Below are 19256 nucleotides of genomic sequence, written 5' to 3'. Positions count from 1 at the left end.
AATGGAGCGTTCCCCATGAGCAAGATCACCATCGCCGTGCTGGTCGGCAGCCTGCGTGCAGCGTCCTACAACCGCCAACTGGCGCGGGCGCTGGAGCATCTGGCCGGCGACAAGGCGGTGTTCGAGTATGTGGAGATCGGCGACATCCCCTTGTACAACCAGGACCGCGACGGCGATTACCCGGCAGAGGGCACGCGGCTGAAGCAGCAGATCCGGTCGGCCGACGCGGTGCTGTTCGTCACCCCCGAGTACAACCGCTCGATTCCCGGCGTGCTCAAGAACGCCCTCGATACCGGCTCGCGCCCCTACGGCGACAGCGCGTTTGCGGGCAAGCCGGCCGCCGTGGTCGGCATCTCGGTCGGGGCGATCGGCACCGCCACCGCGCAGCAGCACCTGCGCAATGTGCTGTCGTATCTGGACATGCGGGTGCTCGGCCAGCCGGAAGTCTTCCTGCAGTACAAGGACGGCCTGTTCGGTGCCGACGACCAGGTCGCCAACGCCGACAGCCGCAAGTTTCTGCAGGGCTTTGTCGATGCCTTCCTGGGCCTGGTCGAACAGTCCAAACGTTGAGTTGACCACAGCAGCGTCGGGCCTGAAGACCGCTACCAACCGGTGCCGGTGATGCGGCGCAAACCCAGTGTCAGCGGGCGTCTCGGCGGTTGCGACGGCCGGCGCGTAGAACGGTGATGCACCGGCTGTCCACCAGTTATCCACAGAGTTGTGCATGGTCGTCGGCGCCGCCGATGACTATGCTTCCTGCCCTCGTCTCCCTCGTGTCAGGTCCGTTTGTCCATGTCCGCTCGTCCTGGTTTCCGTTCCAAGCGCAATCGCGATCGCGACGACGACGATTACGATCGTCCCGAGCCGCGGCTTGACCAGTTGCGGGTACCGCCGCATTCGGTCGAGGCCGAGCAGGCCGTGCTGGGCGGGTTGATGCTGGCGCCGGACGCGTTCGATCGGGTCAACGACCAGCTGACCGAAAACGACTTTTACCGCCGCGATCATCGGCTGATCTACCGCGCGATCCGCGAACTGAACGAGAAGGACCGCCCCTTCGATGCGGTGACCCTGGGCGAGTGGTTCGAATCGCAGGGCAAGCTGGAGCAGGTCGGCGATGGCGCGTACCTGATCGAGCTGGCCAGCACCACGCCCTCGGCAGCCAATATCGCCGCGTACGCGGAGATCGTGCGCGACAAGGCGGTGTTGCGGCAGCTGATCGAAGTGGGCACCACCATCGTCAACGACGGCTTCCAGCCCGAGGGCCGCGACAGCGTGGAGTTGCTGTCGTCGGCGGAAAAGGCGGTGTTCAAGATCGCCGAGGCCGGCGCGCACGGGCGTACCGACTTCGTGGCGATGCCGGGCGCATTGAAGGACGCCTTCGAGGAATTGCGCAGCCGTTTCGAAAACGGCGGCAACATCACCGGCCTGCCGACCGGCTACAACGATTTCGACGCGATGACCTCGGGCCTGCAGCCGACCGACCTGATCATCCTGGCCGCGCGTCCGGCCATGGGCAAGACCACGTTTGCGCTGAATATCGCCGAGTACGCCGCGATCAAATCCAAGAAGGGCGTGGCGGTGTTCTCGATGGAAATGTCGGCATCGCAGCTGGCGATGCGCCTGATCTCGTCAAATGGCCGCATCAACGCGCAACGCTTGCGTACCGGCGCGCTGGAAGACGAGGACTGGGCGCGCGTGACCGGCGCGATCAAGATGCTGAAGGAAACCAAGATCTTCATCGACGACACGCCGGGCGTGTCGCCGGAAGTGCTGCGCTCCAAGTGCCGCCGACTCAAGCGCGAGCACGACCTGGGCCTGATCGTCATCGACTACCTGCAGCTGATGTCGGTGCCGGGCAACAGCGAAAACCGCGCGACCGAAATCTCGGAAATCTCGCGTTCGCTCAAGGGCCTGGCCAAGGAGCTCAACGTGCCGGTGATCGCGTTGTCCCAGCTCAACCGCTCGCTGGAAACGCGTACCGACAAGCGCCCGGTGATGGCCGACTTGCGCGAATCGGGCGCGATCGAGCAGGACGCGGACATGATCGTGTTCATTTACCGCGACGACTATTACAACAAGGAAAACTCGCCGGACAAGGGCCTGGCCGAGATCATCATCGGCAAGCACCGCGGTGGGCCGACCGGTTCGTGCAAACTCAAGTTCTTCGGCGAATACACCCGTTTCGACAATCTGGCCCACGATTCGGTGGGAAGTTTCGAATAAACCTCCTGTGTGATGCCGCGCGGCAATCCGTCGCCGCGGCATCGCGCCATCCTTGCATCTGCTGGCTTATGCTGCGCGCCTCATCGTCGCTGCCGAGCTTGTATGTCCTACGCCATCGTCTGGTTCCGTCGCGATCTGCGCCTGGAAGACAATCCGGCCTTGCAGGCTGCGCTGGATGCGGGGCACCAGCCGATTCCGCTGTATATCGATGCGCCGCACGAAGAGGGCGAGTGGACGCCGGGCGCTGCCTCGCGGAGCTGGCGGCATCGCTCGCTCGCGGCGCTGGATGCGGCCCTGCGCGCGCTGGGCAGCGGCCTGGTGATGCGCGCCGGTAACAGCGCGCAGGTGCTGGATGAGGTGATCGCGCAGACCAAGGCGGTTGCGGTGTACTGGAACCGCAAGTACGAGCCGGCCACGCAGCCGCGCGATGCGCAGATCAAGCGCAGCCTGCGCGAGCGCGGGATCGAAGTGCAGAGCTGCAATTCCGCGCTGATGTTCGAACCATGGCAGTTGACGACGCAGCAGGGCGGCCCGTACAAGGTGTTCACCCCGTTCTGGCGCAATGCGCTCACGCAGCTGCAATTGCCGGCTGCCGTGCCGGCACCGCGCAGCCTGCCGCCGCTGCCTGCGCAATTGAAGAGCGCTGCGCTGGACACGCTCGGGCTGCTGCCGGCGCTGGATTGGGATCGAGGCTTCTGGGAGCACTGGCAGCCTGGCGAGGCCGGCGCGCATGAGATGCTGGAGATCTTCATCGATGGCGCGCTGTCCGGTTATCGCGAAAACCGCGACCGGCCGGACCGGGTCGGCACCTCGCAACTGTCGCCGCATCTGCACTTCGGCGAGATCGCGCCGTGGCGGATCGCCAGCACGCTGGAAGCCAATCGCACTGCGCGCAACGCTGCGGAAGTCGACGGCTATATCCGCCAGCTGGGTTGGCGCGATTTTGCGTACCACCTGTTGCACCATTTTCCCGACACCACCAACCAGAATCTCAACCCGCGCTTTGCAGGCTTCGACTGGGCCAAGGTAGACCCGGTCGCATTGCAGGCCTGGCAGCGGGGCCGTACCGGCATTCCAATCGTCGATGCGGGCATGCGCCAGCTCTGGCACACCGGCTGGATGCACAACCGCGTGCGCATGATCGTGGCGAGCCTGCTGTGCAAGCATCTGCGCGTGCACTGGATCGAAGGCGCGCGCTGGTTCTGGGACACCTTGGTGGATGCGGATCTGGCCAACAACACGCTTGGCTGGCAGTGGGTGGCTGGTACCGGCGCCGATGCGGCGCCGTATTTCCGTGTGTTCAATCCGGTCACGCAGGCAGAGAAGTTCGATCCACAGGCCGCCTACATCACGCGCTGGGTACCGGAGCTCGGCAAGCTTGCGGTCAAGGAGCGCTTCGCGCCGTGGCTGCATCCGTTGTCGCTGGCGCGCCTGGCGCCGGAGTATCCGCGTACGCCGGTCATCGGCCTGGCCGAAGGCCGCGATGCGGCGCTGGCGGCGTATGCGAAGACGCGCGGCTAGACGCGCGCGCCAGCGCGAGCAACAGCTGGATTGCGTGGTCACATGATGCGCGCTTCTGTGTGTTTTTCTTTTGCAGGCCTGAAGCGCTGCATGCGTGTGTTGCGACGCCTGGTTTGTCCATCAGTGAATGCGTTACGCGCAAGCATGTGGCTGTGCCAGCAGAAAACGTTTTCCTGAATGCAGTACTAGCCGTGTGCGATTGCAGGTCGGTTTCATCATGCGCCAGTCGCGTTGGCCTGTTTATCCTCGCCGACACGATTGAGTGCCGGATGGTCCGGCCATAGGAGAACACCATGTCCCCAGCAGCCACCAAGAGTCTTGCCGTTGCCCTGGCCAGCGCCATTGCGTTGTCCGCCTGCGCCACCGGCGGCTCGTATGTGCAGCGCGACCAGTACGGCGAGCAGACCCAGCAGCAGAACCGCACCGGCCGCAACGCGCTGATCGGCACCGCGATCGGCGTGGCCGCTGGTCTGCTGACCGGCGACAGCGCCACCGAGCGCCGTCAGCATGCGATGGTCGGTGCCGGCATCGGCGCGCTCAGTGGCGCGGCGGTTGGCCAGTATCAGGATCGCCAGGAGCGCGCACTGCGTGAGCGCACCGCCAACACCGGGATCGAAGTGCAGCGCCAGGGCGACAACATCACCCTGAACCTGCCCGACGGCATCACCTTCGACTTCGGCAAGTCTGCGTTGAAGCCGCAGTTCTACAGCGCGCTCAATGGTGTGGCATCCACGTTGCGCGAGTACAACCAGACCATGGTGGAAGTGGTCGGTCATACCGACAGCGTCGGCAGCGACGCAGTCAACCAGCGTCTGTCCGAAGAACGCGCCGGCGCAGTCGCGCAGTATCTGACCGCACAAGGCGTGCAGCGCGAGCGCATGGAAACCATGGGCGCCGGCAAGCGTTACCCGATCGCTGACAACAGCACCGATGCCGGCCGCGCGCAAAACCGCCGTGTCGAAATCCGTCTGATCCCGCTGCGCTCGGAGGGTGCCGGGAACAACACGGGCATGCGTTGAGTTTGCCGCATTGAATCGTGACGAGTCGATTGACGCGCCGCGATGAGTAACCAAAACGGGCCGCGAAAGCGGCCTGTTTTTTTTGCGCTGCGAATCGTTGTGATCACGAGCGGCGCTCAATCTCTTGAGTGCTGTCTTGGCAGGCGTAGTCTCTTGCGGTTTTGTGGAAGCCATGGGGCGCCATGGAGCCTTCCATGGATTCATGGAGTGCAGGAAAAAACGGGGGAGAGCTTCGCGACCTTGGTCAGCCGGCATCAAACATTCCATCACCGCAAAAGCTCGGGTTTTGGTCGCCTTTGTGGTGATTGAACGGTGGGGATGCGTCGGGTGCGAAGCTGCCGATCTGCGGGTTTTCTGCAGGGCCCTTGCCCGCCCACCATCGCGGGACACGCCGCAAGTACGTCCCTGTAGGCTCTGGCGCGGCATCCATGCCGCTCAAGGTCCCGCGATGGTGGGCGGGCAAGGACCAGTCGAGATAGTCGGTGTGCATGTTTGCAAACAAGAGCATGAGGTGCGCTGGGCGGATCACTCTGGGTTCCACCAGCTTTTTATCGCCTTCCCATCGCGAGCGGAGTAGCCGACAGGCTTTCACCACGTCACCTGCAAACTTCTCATCTGCCTAGCGCAAGCCGAGCGACATGCCTTCAAGAAAGCAACCGACCAACTCTCTGGTGCGGTGTCCTTGCCGGTTGCGGGACCCTTGGCGGCATGGATGCCGCCAAGGAGCCTCCACGGACGGATTCACGGCGTGTCCCACGAGCAGTGAGGGCACCGCGCACTCGACCAACCGAACTTCTGACTTACAGCTGGGCTTTATCGCTAGGCGTTGACCAACGCAGCTGCGGATCTCCTGACCACGCTAAAACCCACGCTCTCAGTCGCTTCAAGATTGCATCAGGCGACAGCGGTTTGCTGCTTTAGCCAAGACAAAAGTTACCGGCACCGGAAGGCATAGAAGCTCCTGGAGCGATTCAGGGGTCGGGAACCGAAAATGGAGGTGTGTAGCGGTCAACAAGTTTTCACCGGTAAGTGCAAACGTCTCCTCGTCCGCCATTCGGACATTCTCCCGAAGGTGAGAAGCGTGCTCCGTTGGGCGAGTACCAGAGTGCGGACTACGCCGTGACGTTTTCCAGGATGCGCTTGCCTTCTGCACGCAGTTTCGCGTCTGCGCCGACCTCGATCTTTGCATCGTTGTCGGCCTTCTGCGCGGCCAGACGCGCAGGGCACTGCGCCATCATGTAGTCCGCATCGAAGTTCATCCGCGTCACCAGGAAGTCCACGAAGGCGCGTACTTTCGGCGAGACCAGGCGGCCGCCGGCGAACACCGCATTGAAGTCGACCTCCGGCCCGGTCCAACCCGCGAGCACCCGGCGGACCAGACCCGATTGCACGAACGGCTTGGCCATCACATCGCCGGTCAGCAGCAAGCCTTCGCCGCACAACACCGCGCCATTGAGCGCGGCCGGATCGTTGGCCACCATCAATGGATTGACCGGGAAATCGCGCACATCGCTGCCGTCGCTGAGCGACCAGAAAAAGCGATTGTTGTGCACGTTGCGGTTCTTGCGCAGCGCCAGCGTGCGATGGAACTGCAGCTCGTCCGGATGCAGCGGCTCGCCATAGCGCTCGATGTAGGACGGGCTGGCGAAGACCTGCGTGCGCAGGCTGCCGAGCTTGCGCGCCACCAGATTGGAATCGGGCAGGGCGCCGACGCGCAGTGCCAGATCGGCTTCGCCGCCGATCAGGTCCAACTTCTCGTTGCCCAGGTGCATGTCCAGCTGGATTTCCGGGTACTGCGCATGGAACTCGCCCAGCAACGGCGCGATCCAGGTGATGCCCAGCGAGTAGGGCACCGTGAAGCGCAGCCAGCCGCGTGGGCCGGACTGCAATTGCCCGACGGCGCTCTCGGCCTCTTCCAGTTCGCGTGCGATGCGCTGGCAATGTTCGTGGTAGACCGAACCGGCTTCGGTCAGGCCGATGCGGCGCGTGGTCCGGTGCAGCAGGCGGGCGCCCAGGCGGGTTTCCAGTTCCTGCACCTTGCGGCTGACGGTGGTCTTGGGCAGGCCAAGCGCGTTGGCGGCGGCGATGAAGCTGCCTTGTTCGACCACCTTGACGAAGATCAGGGTGTCGTTGAGATCGTGAGTCATGGGACTGCCTTCCGAGGGTCAGGAGGGATTAGACCGCTTACGGGACGATTATTCCCCTAAATCCGGACTAATCAAGTGCTGGTTTGGGGCCTAACTTATGCGGCATCCCCTCCATGCAGGAGCACGGCCATGTGGTTGTGCAATGTTTTCGGCTTGTCGTCGACATCGCGTAGCGCCATCGAAGGTGCCTTCGATCCAGTGGTTTCCACGGCGAGAGGTCCGCGTGCCGGTGTTTCGCGCGCTTTTTCGGCATCGCCCCGGCGTCAGGCCGGCGGCGCGCCGGCGCAGCGGACTGGACTGTCGGCGCGTCTGGCGCAGCGCGGAATTGTCCCGATGTCGGGAGTGAAAGTCCCATGACCGGGATGGTCCAATCCGAGACGGCCGTCATTGGCGGCGCGGGCAATGTCGGCGCCGGCATCGTCGCCGCCTTGCTCGATGCCGGGATGCCGGTGCTGGTGATTGGACGCGATGCCGCCAAGCTCGACACGCTGCGCGTGCAGCATGGCAATACACCGCTGCTGGAGACCTTGCAGGGGTCGGTGGCCGACGACGCTTCGGCGCAGGCGCTGGCCAGCGAACTGGCCCAGCGCCCGCGTCCGCTGGGGGCGGTGATCGCCAGCGTGGGCAGCCCGCTCAAGGCCGGCCGCCTGCTTGATCGCCCGGTCGCTGCGCTGCGTCGCCGCCTCGAGCGCGATGTGCTGCCGCACCTGGCGGCCGCGCGGCATCTGCTGCCGCTGCTGGCCGAAGCCGATGGCGGCGGGCGCTACCTGCTGCTGGGCAGCCCCTGCGCGCTGCGTGCCTGGGCCGCGCACGGCGACACCTCGATTGCCGCCGCCGCCACCCGCATGCTCGCCCAGGTCCTGCACGAGGAAGCCAAGCCGCTCGGTATCCGCGTACACCTGCTGTCGGTCGAGCAGCCGGTGTGCACGCCGGGCCGTGCCAAGGACGCGTGTCCGGAATGGATCCGCGCCGTGGATGTCGGCCGTGCCGCGGTCTCGCTGATCGCCGGGCCTGGCCAGCCCGGGCAAGCCATCGTGACCGTCAGCCGTCGCCTGCACGCCGCTCCATCGGCCGACCGGCTCGCCGGTCTGCATTTCCCCATCCCCACCCGAGAGATTTCCCCATGACCCCGAACGCCACCCCGTTCCGTTTTCCCTTGCGTACTGTATTGACGGGCGCCGTACTCGCGGTTGTGCTGGCCGGTTGCGGCAGCAAGACTGCCGAGACCGGCGCGCCGCCGCCGCCCAGCGTCAGCGTCGCCCCGGTGTTGCTGAAGGAGATCAGCCAGTGGGACGAATTCAGCGGCCGCATCGAGCCGGTGGAAAGCGTCGAACTGCGCCCGCGCGTGTCCGGCTACATCGACAAGGTCAACTACGTCGAAGGTGCCGAAGTGAAGAAGGGCGATGTGCTCTTCAGCATCGACGACCGCAGCTACCGTGCCGAATTCGCACGCGCCAACGCAGCGCTGGTGCGTGCACGCACGCAGTCCACGCTGGCCCGCAGCGAAGCGGCACGCGCCCGCAAATTGTCCGACCAGCAGGCCATCTCGACCGAAACCTGGGAGCAGCGTCGCGCTGCCGCCGATCAGGCCGATGCCGATCTGCTGGCCGCGCAGGCCGCGCTGGATACCGCCAAGCTCAATCTGGACTGGACCCGCGTGCGTGCGCCGATCGATGGCCGCGCCGGACGTGCGATGGTCACCGCCGGTAATCTGGTCACCGCCAGCGACAGCGCCAGCGTGCTGACCACGCTGGTGTCGCTGGACAAGGTATTCGTGTACTTCGACGCCGACGAAGGCACCTTCCTGCGTTACGCGCAGATGGCGCGCAACGGCGAGCGCCCGGATGCGCGCGGCGGCGAGTTGCCGGTGCGCATCGGCCTGGTCGGCGAGCAGGGGTTCCCGCACACCGGGCGCGTGGATTTCCTGGATAACCAGGTGACCCGCAGCACCGGCACCATCCGCGTGCGCGCGGTGCTGGACAACGCGCAGCGCCAGTTCACGCCGGGCCTGTACGCGCATGTGCAGCTGCTGGGCAGCGGCCAGTTCAAGGCCATGCTGGTCGACGAAAAGGCCGTGCTGACCGATCAGGACCGCAAGTACGTGTACGTGGTCGACAAGGACGGCAAGGCGCAGCGGCGCGACATCGAGCTTGGCCGCAATGCCGACGGCTTGCGCATCGTGCGCAAGGGACTGGCTGCCGGCGACCGGGTGGTGGTCGATGGCGTGCAGAAGATCTTCATGCCTGGCATGCCGGTCGATGCCAAGCCGGTTGCCATGACCACGGCGCCGGACAAGCGCACCGCGTCGAACTGATTCATCGCTGCATCGCGCCCGTGACCACCGGCCTTGAAACAAGGCCGGTTCGGGGCCGCCGTGCCGCGCCGCCACCCGGCGGCAACCTCTTTCAGGACCATCCCAATGGACTTTTCCCGTTTTTTCATCGACCGGCCGATCTTTGCCGCGGTGCTGTCGATCATCATCTTCGCTGCCGGCCTGATCGCCATGCCGCTGCTGCCCATCAGCGAGTACCCGGAAGTGGTGCCGCCGAGCGTGCAGGTGCGTGCGGTGTATCCGGGCGCCAATCCCAAGGTCATCGCCGAGACCGTCGCCACGCCGCTTGAGGAAGCGATCAACGGCGTGGAAGACATGATGTACATGAAGTCGGTCGCCGGCTCCGATGGCGTGCTGGTGGTCACCGTGACCTTCAAGCCGGGCACCGATCCGGACCAGGCGCAGGTGCAGGTGCAGAACCGCGTCAGTCAGGCGCAGGCGCGCCTGCCCGAGGACGTGCGGCGCCAGGGCGTGACCACCCAGAAGCAGTCGCCGACGCTGACCATGGTGGTGCATCTGACCTCGCCCAAGGGCAAGTACGACTCGCTGTACCTGAGCAACTACGCCACCTTGAAGGTCAAGGACGAACTGTCGCGCCTGCCGGGTGTGGGCCAGATCCAGATCTTCGGTGCGGGCGATTACGCGATGCGCATCTGGCTGGATCCTGACAAGGTCGCCGCGCGCGGGCTGACCGCCAGCGACGTGGTCGCAGCCATCCGCGAGCAGAACGTGCAGGTTTCCGCCGGCCAGCTCGGTGCCGAGCCGATGCCCAACAAGAGCGACTTCCTGCTGTCGATCAATGCGCAGGGCCGCCTGACCACCGAAGAAGAATTCGGCAATATCGTGATTCGCAGCGGCAACAGCGGCGAGATCGTGCGGCTGTCGGATGTGGCGCGTCTGGAACTGGGCGCGGGCAACTACACCTTGCGCTCGCAGCTGGACAACAAGAACGCGGTCGGCATGGGCGTGTTCCAGTCGCCCGGCGCCAACGCGATCGAATTGTCCGATGCGGTGCGCGCCAAGATGGCCGAGCTGGAAAAGCAGTTTCCGCAGGACATGGCGTGGTCGGCTGCGTATGACCCGACCGTGTTCGTGCGCGACTCGATCAGCGCGGTGGTGCACACGCTGCTGGAAGCGGTGCTGCTGGTGGTGCTGGTGGTGATCCTGTTCCTGCAGACCTGGCGCGCCTCGATCATTCCGTTGCTGGCGGTGCCGGTGTCGGTGGTCGGTACGTTTGCCGCGCTGTACCTGCTGGGTTTTTCGATCAACACGCTGAGCCTGTTCGGGCTGGTGCTGGCGATCGGCATCGTGGTCGACGACGCGATCGTGGTGGTGGAAAACGTCGAGCGCAACATCGAAGAAGGGCTGGCCCCGTTGGCCGCGGCGCATCAGGCGATGCGCGAGGTGTCCGGGCCGATCATCGCCATTGCGCTGGTGCTGTGCGCGGTGTTCGTGCCGATGGCCTTCCTGTCGGGCGTGACCGGCCAGTTCTACAAGCAGTTCGCGGTGACCATCGCCATTTCCACGGTGATTTCGGCGATCAATTCGCTGACCTTGTCGCCGGCACTGGCCGCCATGCTGCTCAAGCCGCACGACGCACCGAAGGATGGCCCGTCGCGGTTGATCGATCGCTTGTTCGGCTGGCTGTTCCGTCCGTTCAATCGTTTCTTCAATACCAGTTCGAACAAGTACCAGGGTGCGGTATCGCGTGCGTTGGGCAAGCGCGGTGCGGTGTTCATGGTGTATGTGCTGCTGCTGGTGGTCACCGGTTTCATGTTTAAGGTGGTGCCGGGCGGCTTCATTCCGACCCAGGACAAGCTGTACCTGATTGCCGGTACCAAACTGCCGGAAGGGGCCTCGCTGGAACGCACCAACGACGTGATCCGTCAGATCACCCAGATCGCGTTGCAGACCGAAGGCGTGGACCACGCAATTGCGTTCCCGGGCCTGAACCCATTGCAGTTCACCAACACGCCCAATACCGGCACGGTGTTCCTGACGCTCAAACCGTTCAGCCAGCGCAGCCGCACTGCCGCGCAGATCAATGCGGAGATCAACGCGCGCATCAGCCAGATCCAGCAGGGCTTTGCGTTTGCGTTCATGCCGCCGCCGATCCTGGGCCTGGGGCAGGGCTCGGGCTACTCGCTGTACATCCAGGACCGCGCCGGCCTGGGCTATGGCCAGTTGCAGAGTGCGGTCAATGCGATGTCCGGTGCGATCTCGCAGACGCCGGGCATGCAGTTCCCGATCGGCACGTATCAGGCCAATGTGCCGCAGCTCGATGCCAAGGTCGATCGCGACAAGGCCAAGGCACAGGGCGTGCCGCTGACCAACCTGTTCGACACGTTGCAGACCTATCTGGGTTCGTCCTACATCAACGACTTCAATCGCTTCGGTCGCACCTATCAGGTGATCGCCCAGGCCGATGGACAGTTCCGCGACAGCGTCGAAGACATCGCCAACCTGCGCACCCGCAACGATCGCGGGCAGATGGTGCCGATCGGCAGCATGGTCACGCTGGGTCAGACCTACGGCCCGGATCCGGTGATCCGTTACAACGGCTACCCGGCCGCCGATCTGATCGGTGAAGCGGACCCGCGCGTGCTCTCCTCCACCCAGGCGATGCAGACGCTGGCCGGCATGGCGCCGCAGGTGCTGCCAAACGGCATGAACATCGAGTGGACCGATCTGAGCTATCAGCAATCCACCCAGGGCAATTCGGCGCTGATCGTGTTCCCGATGGCGGTGTTGCTGGCGTTCCTGGTGCTGGCTGCGCTGTACGAAAGCTGGACGCTGCCGCTGGCGGTGATCCTGATCGTGCCGATGACCTTGCTGTCGGCGTTGTTCGGCGTGTGGCTCACCGGCGGTGACAACAACGTGTTCGTGCAGGTGGGTCTGGTGGTGCTGATGGGCCTGGCGTGCAAGAACGCGATCCTGATCGTGGAATTCGCCCGCGAACTCGAAATGCATGGCAAGGGCATCGTCGACGCCGCGCTGGAAGCCTGCCGCCTGCGTCTGCGTCCGATCGTGATGACCTCCATCGCCTTCATCGCCGGCACCGTGCCGCTGGTGTTCGGTCACGGCGCCGGCGCCGAAGTGCGCTCGGTCACCGGTATCACCGTGTTCGCCGGCATGCTCGGTGTGACCCTGTTCGGCCTGTTCCTGACCCCGGTGTTCTACGTGGCGCTGCGCAAGTGGGTCACCCGTCGCGAACCCGCTGCACCGGCCACTGTTGCGCACGATCACGTCAAGGCGTGAGTGCGTCGTCCCCAATCCCCATTCGCAGTTGAAGGACATTGAAATGAGCAACCACAAGATCGCATTGGTCACCGGCGCCACCCGCGGCATCGGCCTGGAAACCGTTCGGCAACTGGCCCAGGCCGGCGTGCATACGCTGCTGGCCGGGCGCAAGCGCGACGATGCCGTCGCCGCCGCACTCAAGCTGCAGGCCGACGGCCTGCCGGTGGAGGCCATCCAGCTCGACGTCAACGACGACATCAGCATCGCCGCGGCGGTCGGCACGGTGGAACAGCGCCATGGCCACCTGGACATCCTCATCAACAACGCCGGCATCATGATCGAGGACATGCAGCGCACGCCGTCGCAACAGAGCCTGGAGGTGTGGAAGCGCACCTTCGACACCAACCTGTTCGCGGTCGTCAGCGTCACCAAGGCATTCCTGCCGCTGCTGCGTCGCTCGCTGGCCGGGCGCATCGTCAATGTGTCCAGCATGCTCGGCTCGCTGACCCTGCATACCCAGCCCGGTTCGCCGATCTACGACTTCAAGATACCCGCCTACGACGCCTCCAAGAGCGCGGTCAACAGCTGGACGGTGCACCTGGCCCATGAGTTGCGCGACACCGCCATCAAGGTCAACACCGTGCATCCGGGCTACGTCAAAACCGACATGAACGGTGGCGGCGGCGAGATCGAGGTGGAGCAGGGCGCGCACAGCAGCGTGCAGATGGCACTGCTCGACGCGCACGGCGCCACCGGCAGTTTTACGCATCTGGGAGACGTGTTGCCATGGTGAGAAACCTTCTGAGCTTGGCACTGGCCGCGCTGGTGCTCAGCGGCTGCGCGGTCGGGCCGGATTACCGGCCCGACCCGCCGGCCGCGGTGACATTGCAGGGCGCGCAGGATGCGGCCTTCAGCAGCGACTCGCCGGTCGGTAACTGGTGGTCGCAGTTCGACGACCCGGTGCTGGAACAACTGGTGCGCGATGCCTTGTTCGCCAACCACGATCTGCGCATCGCCGTGTCGCGCGTCAAGCAGGCACGCGCGGTGTTCGTCGAGCGTCGTCTCGACCAGGCCCCGCACATCACCGCGCAGGGCAGCTTCGATCGGCGCGAACAACAGCAGGTGATCGCCGGCAACCAGCGTTTCCTCACCGAGCAGACCACCCTGGGCCTGGATGCGGCCTGGGAGCTGGATCTGTTCGGCCGTCAGCGGCGCGCCTCGGAAGCGGCGCGTGCGGATCTGGAAGCCGAGCAGGCCGGCCTGCTCGACGTGCAGGTCACCGTCGCTGCCGAAGTGGCGCGCAACTACTTCGAGTTGCGCGGCACGCAAAAGCAGCTGGAGGTGTCCAAGCGCACGCTGGCCAACCTGCACGACACCCAGCGGCTGACGCAGACGCGTTGGGACCTGGGTGCCGGCAGCGAACTGGATGTGCAAAGCAGCCTGGCACGCTTGAAGGCGATCGAGGCGGACATTCCGTTGCTGGAAACCGCCGAAGCGCAGTACCGCCATCGCCTGGCGGTGTTGCTCGGCCAGGCACCCGATACCCTGGATGCCACCCTGGTGGCGCGCACCACGCCGGCGTTCGCACGTGCGTTGCCGCTGGGCGATACCGCCGGATTGCTGCGTCAGCGCCCGGACGTGCGCAGCGCCGAACGTCGCCTGGCAGCGGCCACCGCGCAGGTCGGCGTGGCCACCGCGGATCTGTTCCCGCGCATCAGCGTCAGCGGCTTTGTCGGCTTCCTGTCCGGCGACGCGGCCAGGCTGACCGAGGGCAGCGGCAAGGCCTGGTCGATCACCCCGTCGATCAGCTGGGCGGCATTCGACTTCGGCAGCGTGCGTGCACGCCTGCGTGCCAGCAAGGCGCAGGCCGACGGTGCGTTGGCGCAATACCAGCAAACCGTGTTGCTGGCGCTGGAAGACACCGAGAACGCCTTGATCGGCTACGGCCGCCAGCAGGCGCGGCTGGCGATCGTGGTGGAGCAGGCCAATGCGGCGCGGCGTGCCGAACAACTGGCGCAGATCCGTTACCGTGAGGGCTCGGAGGACTTCCTGACCCTGCTGGACGCGCAGCGCACCCAGCTGGCCGCCGACGATGCATTGGCGCAGGCTGAAGCAGCAGTCAATGTCGGCGTGGTCGGTGTATACAAGGCGCTGGGCGGCTGGAAGCAGGGCGAAGCGCCTGCGGCACCGGTGGCAGTGCTCAATCGCTAAGCCTGGCCTGCGGGGCGGCGGTCAGGTCGCCCCGCAGGCATCCGGCTGCGCCGAGGTGTCGTCAGCCGATACGGCACCTGGAGCTCAAGCACCGAGTCGGTGTGCTGGGCGCCGGGCGATCACACGACGAACCGCGCTCAGTCGGCCACCCGCACGCTGTCGCGGCCACCGTTCTTGGCTAGGTACAACGCGGCATCGGCACGCGAAAACCAGTCCTGCCAATGCGTTTCGCCGTCATGGCGCGCTGCGCCCAGCGACACCGTGATCCGTCCCCCCGGGCCGCGTAGCCCGTTGCGGATCACCTTGCGCAGGCGTTCGGTGGCCGCTTCCAGTTCCTGCAGGGAGCCGGCACGCAACAGCACCACGAATTCTTCGCCGCCGAAGCGGAACACCTGGTGCGGCTCGCGCACTTCAAAGCGCAGGATGGTGGCCAGATCCGACAGCGCGGCATCGCCTGCGGCATGTCCGTAGAGATCATTGACCTCCTTGAAATGGTCCAGATCCAGAATGATCAGGCTGTTGAGCCGTTCGTGCGGCTGGCGCCGGTCGATCTGATGGGTGAGCGCCCGTTCGAGCATGCGCCGGTTGGGCAGGCCGGTCAGTGCATCCAGCGAGGCCAGCTCTTCCAGATGCACGCGGTCGTCCTGCATCCGCAGCGAAAACGCATACCCGACCGCCAGCGTCACCAGCGTCACCACGATCGTCGACACGCCCTGGCCGGGACTGACGATCAGGCCTGGCAGCAGCAACAGCGCCGCCAGCAGCGGCAGGCTCAGCAGCACCGCGCGTTGCGGACCGCACAGAAAGTAATTGGTGGCCAGCACCGGAAACAACCAGGGCAGGGCGCCATCGCCGCCGGCCCAGCAGGCCACCAGGCAGCCGCCGACATTGATGGAGGCCAGCCACACGCCGCCGGCGCCGGTGCGTTCGGCATCGCGCATTTTCCAGCCGCGCCATATCGCAAGCGTACCGAGCGATGCGCTGATGAGACAGGCAAGCGCCTGACCGGTGATGGCCAGGTACACCGCATAAAGGCAAAGCAACAGCGCGGTGATCGGCCCCAGCATCTTGACGATGCCGAGGCGGAAATCCCGCCGCAGGTGGAGGATCACAGGGAAGGTTCTATAGGAGTCGGCATCATTATCGGCGCGGCTTCGCGAAAGTTGAGCGTGCACGTGCCGCGGCAACGGGTAGGAAAATGAAGCGTTGCCGGGCCGGGCTTCGCGCCTCCTTGACGGCTGTGCCGCAACCGTAGCGTCTTTGCCGTAGGAGTCTGTCATGCCCACACGCGAAGAACTCGACACGCGACTGGATGCGCTGCAGGACGAATTGCCGCAGCTGTCCGCCGATGAAGATGCGGATTTCGACTATCTTGATTTTCAGGCGCGTGCCCAAGCCCTGTTGAGCAGTGCCGCGGCCGAGGACGCGGCCTATGTGCGGACCCGCGTCGACGGCATGTTGGCGGGCGCTGGCCTGATTCCAACCGATGAGGATGGGCACAGTAGCGCTTGACTCCTGCTGTGCCGATACGACAGAACGCTTCCGGCGCAGTCGGTTGGGCGCGGGGCGACGGTATGGCCGCAGGCACAGATGCAACGCTGGCGACGGCGTGGCCTAGCCTGCGGCTGGATTGCCAGCACTCATCACCTGATTGCGTCCTGCCTGCTTGGCGCGGTAGAGCGCTTCGTCCGCGCGCCGCAGCAGCTGCGCCATATTGCCTGCATGCACGGGAAAGCTGGCCGCACCGAACGAGGCGCTGACCTTCGGCAACGAGACGCCATCGGCCATCACCTGCAACGTCTCGATGCCGGCACGCAGTTTCTCGGCCATCCTGCAGGCAGTCGCCAGATCCACTTCCGGCAGGATGATGGTCAGCTCTTCGCCACCGTAGCGACAGCAGATATCCTCGCCGCGCGTCTGCGCCAGCAGGAATTCGCCGATCGCCGCCAGGACGCGATCGCCGCCACCATGGCCGTGCAGATCGTTGAACTGCTTGAAGTGGTCCACGTCCAGCATCAGCACCGACAAGGGTTGCACCCGTCGCGTACAGCGCGCCAGTTCGTGATTGAGCGCTTCTTCGAGATAACGGCGGTTGTACAGACCGGTCAACGGATCGCGGATGGACTGTTGGCGCAGCGTTTCGCGCAGGCGCAGGTTATGCAGCGCCAGCGACAATTGCTCGGCCGCAGCCTCGGCCACGGTCAACGAGGCCAGATCGCGCGGATCCTCGCTGCGCAGCGCCAGCATCCCCAACTGCGTCCCCTGGGCAGATAGCGGGATGCAGGCGGTGCCCGCATGCGCCGGAAGATTGGCGCCGACGTGTTGGCAGAGCATGCCCTGGCTGGCGTCTTCCACCACATGCGTACGATCGCGGCGCAGGGCCCAGCACGTGTCCGGCGCGATGCTGGCGTTGTCGTCGTTGGCCATCGCGCCCCATGCCACCACCTGTTCGGCACGATCGCGCGAGGCGCGCAGCAGATAGACCGCGCCGGCTGCGCCCGGGATCAGCGGAGCGATCGTACGTGCGGTGATTTCCAGCGCTTCTTCGGCATTGCGACAGTTCTGCAGCAGCCCCGAGTAACGTGCCAGCGCCTCCAGCCCGGCCGACGTGCGTTCGAGCGTGGCGAACGATTCGATCAGGCGCTCGCTGGTCGTGCTGGCCGCGTCTTCGGCAAGCACACGCCGTTCCAATTCGCGCGACAGCAGTCGATAGGCCAGCAACATCACCAGCAACCCGCTGAAGATCCCGACCACCGTCACCCATAGCACCCACTGCGCGCTGCGCGTGTTGGTGTCGTTGCGCTTCACCAGTTGCTGACGCTCCAGTTCCGTCATGGTCTGCACCTGGCGGCGCAGCGAGGACGAGGTCTGGAATACGCCACGTGCGATCGAGGCGCGCGCGCCATCCAGTCCCTGCTTGCGATAGCTGTGCAACAGGTTGTTGATCTGCACAAGGCGCATGTCCACCAGGCGCCCAAGCTCCACGACGTTGCGCCGCTGCACCGGGTTGTCTTGCACCAAGGCGTCCAGCCGCACGATGCGCTCTGGCAGCCGCCCGATCGCATCGGCGTACACTCCCAGAAACGCTTCGTTGTCGGTCAAGACGTAGCCGCGCACCGACGACTCCGCCGACAGCATCCCGGCCTGGATCTCGTCGATGCTGGCGATCACTTCTTGCGTATGCGTCACCCAGCCGGCATCGGACAACGAACGCTGCGTGGCGAAATAGCCGCCCACGCCGATCAGGACGAAGATCATCCCGCCTAGCAACAAGGCGCCGGCAGCGTGGCGTTTTGCTTTCTTGGTTAACACCGTTCCCCCAACACCGATTGTCTGGTGGAGGCCGATGCAAGGCGCGTGCCTATGCTTCACTTCGCTTGCCCAGTCAGCTGCGGGACTGGCTTGAGGTCGCTCCGGCGCCGGCGCGGCGGTATCCTTCACGCTCGTCATCGAGCCGAGCAACAGATTGGTCATTTTTCTTGGTAGCTATCAATTGACCTGTCGCGCTATCCAGGGCGAGGGCCCCAGCCACGGCTGGGCTGCCGACTGGAAGATCGCCCAGATTGGTGCCGGCAGCGCCGGCAAACTGGCAGGCAGTGCCTTGTCTGCCACATTTCCCGACCACCGCAGCGCCATGGCCGCCGCCCGCGTCGCCGGCATGGTGACGCTGGAAGCCATGCACGCCGAGGCGCAGCGGCAGCTCGAACCCGCCTGAGGCGGATGCGCATGCGCGCATCGTTGCGTCAACCGAGCCAGCGCTCGCCGGCGCCAGACAAGCTGGCATATGGTTTGCTTTTATCCCCAAGCAACGCTGGGGAGCGTCTTTGACGGAAGCGACATGCAAGAGCCCAACAAAAGTGCCCTGGCCCTGCTGCAGCAGGAAGCCACCGAACTGCTCGCGCTATTTGACCAATTGCGTGGCGACGCGGCGCTGCCGCAGGACCAAGCCAATGTCGCCGCAGTCGCATCCGCGGTACGCACCGAACAGACCGCCCACGTCACTAACTGACGCAGCCCGTAAGCGTGCAGGTGTACGCGATGCGCTGGCTGCAGATTTACGGCGGCACACTGACGGGCCTTCGGCGAACCACGGTTGATGGCGCTGGAGATCCGCTCGCAGGAGTGATAGGCACCCGCGACAGGCATCCGACGCCTGCGCCAGCATCGACGAGGCCTTCGGCCTGCTCTTGTCTGTGATCGGAAAACAACGGTCTATCGGGCAACAACCGGTGCGGCAGCCCGTCAGAGCTGTCTCGCTGCCGGTCGTGCGTTTCCGGGACAGGGTGCCAACCCGCCGTAAAATTGATCCAGTCATAGCCAGAGGTCTCCGGACACACGAGCCCCCCAAGGGGACCAATGATGTGCAGGAGCAAGTCCACCAAGAGCCAGATTGTCGCCACGTTGAAGCAGGTCGAGGGCGGCCGCCATGTCAAGGATGCCTGTCGCGAGCTGGGCATTTCCGAGGCGATGTATGACGTCTGGACGTCCAAGTGCGGCGGCATGGAGGCTGCCGACGTGCAACGTCTTCGCGACCTGGAGACCGAGCCCCAACTGCTACAGCAC

Annotated in this window: 16 protein-coding genes and 1 pseudogene; 14 read left to right on the top strand and 3 right to left on the bottom strand. The window is 65.1% G+C overall.

What is annotated here, in order from left to right:
* Positions 1-15: 15 nt before the first annotated feature.
* The 4 genes from XarjCFBP7645_RS14350 (at position 16) to XarjCFBP7645_RS14335 (ending at position 4763) form a co-directional block, all read left to right on the top strand.
* Positions 16-570: an NADPH-dependent FMN reductase gene (locus tag XarjCFBP7645_RS14350; protein WP_104538069.1), complete on the top strand. Its 555-nt coding sequence runs from the start codon at positions 16-18 to the stop codon at positions 568-570.
* 222 nt (positions 571-792) lie between these two features.
* Positions 793-2223 (top strand): replicative DNA helicase, encoded by a 1431-nt coding sequence (locus XarjCFBP7645_RS14345; protein ID WP_104538068.1) that lies wholly within the window; start codon positions 793-795, stop codon positions 2221-2223.
* A 102-nt stretch (positions 2224-2325) separates the two neighbouring features.
* On the top strand, positions 2326-3744 hold the full coding sequence (locus XarjCFBP7645_RS14340; RefSeq protein WP_104538067.1) for a cryptochrome/photolyase family protein: 1419 nt from the start codon (positions 2326-2328) through the stop codon (positions 3742-3744).
* 293 nt (positions 3745-4037) lie between these two features.
* Positions 4038-4763, top strand: coding sequence for an OmpA family protein (locus XarjCFBP7645_RS14335; RefSeq protein WP_016902719.1), 726 nt, complete (start codon positions 4038-4040; stop codon positions 4761-4763).
* 1112 nt (positions 4764-5875) lie between these two features.
* On the opposite strand, the gene XarjCFBP7645_RS14325 is transcribed toward XarjCFBP7645_RS14335, so the two are convergent.
* Positions 5876-6910: a LysR family transcriptional regulator gene (locus tag XarjCFBP7645_RS14325; protein WP_102596357.1), complete on the bottom strand. Its 1035-nt coding sequence runs from the start codon at positions 6908-6910 to the stop codon at positions 5876-5878.
* Positions 6911-7039: 129 nt separating this feature from the next.
* On the opposite strand from XarjCFBP7645_RS14325, the gene XarjCFBP7645_RS14320 reads away from it, so the two are divergent.
* The 6 genes from XarjCFBP7645_RS14320 (at position 7040) to XarjCFBP7645_RS14295 (ending at position 14693) form a co-directional block, all read left to right on the top strand.
* Positions 7040-7267 (top strand): hypothetical protein, encoded by a 228-nt coding sequence (locus XarjCFBP7645_RS14320; protein WP_104538066.1) that lies wholly within the window; start codon positions 7040-7042, stop codon positions 7265-7267.
* A complete protein-coding gene (locus tag XarjCFBP7645_RS14315) occupies positions 7264-8037 on the top strand; it encodes an SDR family NAD(P)-dependent oxidoreductase (protein ID WP_104538065.1) in 774 nt (257 codons plus the stop codon). Before XarjCFBP7645_RS14320 ends, XarjCFBP7645_RS14315 begins: the two co-directional genes overlap by 4 nt.
* Positions 8034-9224 (top strand): efflux RND transporter periplasmic adaptor subunit, encoded by a 1191-nt coding sequence (locus XarjCFBP7645_RS14310; RefSeq protein ID WP_104538064.1) that lies wholly within the window; start codon positions 8034-8036, stop codon positions 9222-9224. Before XarjCFBP7645_RS14315 ends, XarjCFBP7645_RS14310 begins: the two co-directional genes overlap by 4 nt.
* A 105-nt stretch (positions 9225-9329) precedes the next feature.
* Positions 9330-12500, top strand: coding sequence for an efflux RND transporter permease subunit (locus tag XarjCFBP7645_RS14305; RefSeq protein ID WP_104538063.1), 3171 nt, complete (start codon positions 9330-9332; stop codon positions 12498-12500).
* A 43-nt stretch (positions 12501-12543) separates the two neighbouring features.
* On the top strand, positions 12544-13275 hold the full coding sequence (locus XarjCFBP7645_RS14300) for an SDR family oxidoreductase (RefSeq protein WP_047128481.1): 732 nt from the start codon (positions 12544-12546) through the stop codon (positions 13273-13275).
* Positions 13269-14693: an efflux transporter outer membrane subunit gene (locus XarjCFBP7645_RS14295; protein ID WP_104538062.1), complete on the top strand. Its 1425-nt coding sequence runs from the start codon at positions 13269-13271 to the stop codon at positions 14691-14693. Before XarjCFBP7645_RS14300 ends, XarjCFBP7645_RS14295 begins: the two co-directional genes overlap by 7 nt.
* A gap of 137 nt (positions 14694-14830) precedes the next feature.
* Here XarjCFBP7645_RS14295 and XarjCFBP7645_RS14290 read toward each other — a convergent pair whose 3' ends face one another.
* Positions 14831-15805: a GGDEF domain-containing protein gene (locus XarjCFBP7645_RS14290; RefSeq protein WP_104538061.1), complete on the bottom strand. Its 975-nt coding sequence runs from the start codon at positions 15803-15805 to the stop codon at positions 14831-14833.
* 166 nt (positions 15806-15971) lie between these two features.
* Here XarjCFBP7645_RS14290 and XarjCFBP7645_RS14285 point away from each other — a divergent pair, with 166 nt between their 5' ends.
* Entirely contained in the window at positions 15972-16205 is a 234-nt protein-coding gene (locus XarjCFBP7645_RS14285; protein ID WP_104538060.1) for a hypothetical protein, read from the top strand.
* Positions 16206-16307: 102 nt separating this feature from the next.
* Here XarjCFBP7645_RS14285 and XarjCFBP7645_RS14280 read toward each other — a convergent pair whose 3' ends face one another.
* The gene (locus tag XarjCFBP7645_RS14280; RefSeq protein ID WP_104538059.1) at positions 16308-18005 is read right to left on the bottom strand and encodes a sensor domain-containing diguanylate cyclase; all 1698 of its coding nucleotides are present in this window, start codon (positions 18003-18005) and stop codon (positions 16308-16310) included.
* 154 nt (positions 18006-18159) lie between these two features.
* Here XarjCFBP7645_RS14280 and XarjCFBP7645_RS14275 point away from each other — a divergent pair, with 154 nt between their 5' ends.
* From XarjCFBP7645_RS14275 to XarjCFBP7645_RS14270, 3 genes and pseudogenes are all read left to right on the top strand, one after another.
* Positions 18160-18408, top strand: a complete 249-nt coding sequence (locus XarjCFBP7645_RS14275) for a hypothetical protein (protein ID WP_104538058.1) — start codon at positions 18160-18162, stop codon at positions 18406-18408.
* A 123-nt stretch (positions 18409-18531) separates the two neighbouring features.
* Positions 18532-18702 (top strand): hypothetical protein, encoded by a 171-nt coding sequence (locus XarjCFBP7645_RS21735; protein WP_166775597.1) that lies wholly within the window; start codon positions 18532-18534, stop codon positions 18700-18702.
* 350 nt (positions 18703-19052) lie between these two features.
* Positions 19053-19253 (top strand): annotated as a pseudogene (locus XarjCFBP7645_RS14270) (transposase); the annotation flags it as partial.
* Between the last annotated feature and the right edge of the window lie 3 nt (positions 19254-19256).

Source organism: Xanthomonas arboricola, from assembly GCF_002940665.1.
GTDB classification, from domain to species: domain Bacteria; phylum Pseudomonadota; class Gammaproteobacteria; order Xanthomonadales; family Xanthomonadaceae; genus Xanthomonas; species Xanthomonas arboricola_B.
Note: the sequence above shows the minus strand (reverse complement) of the source record. Positions and strands in the feature narration are given on the sequence as shown.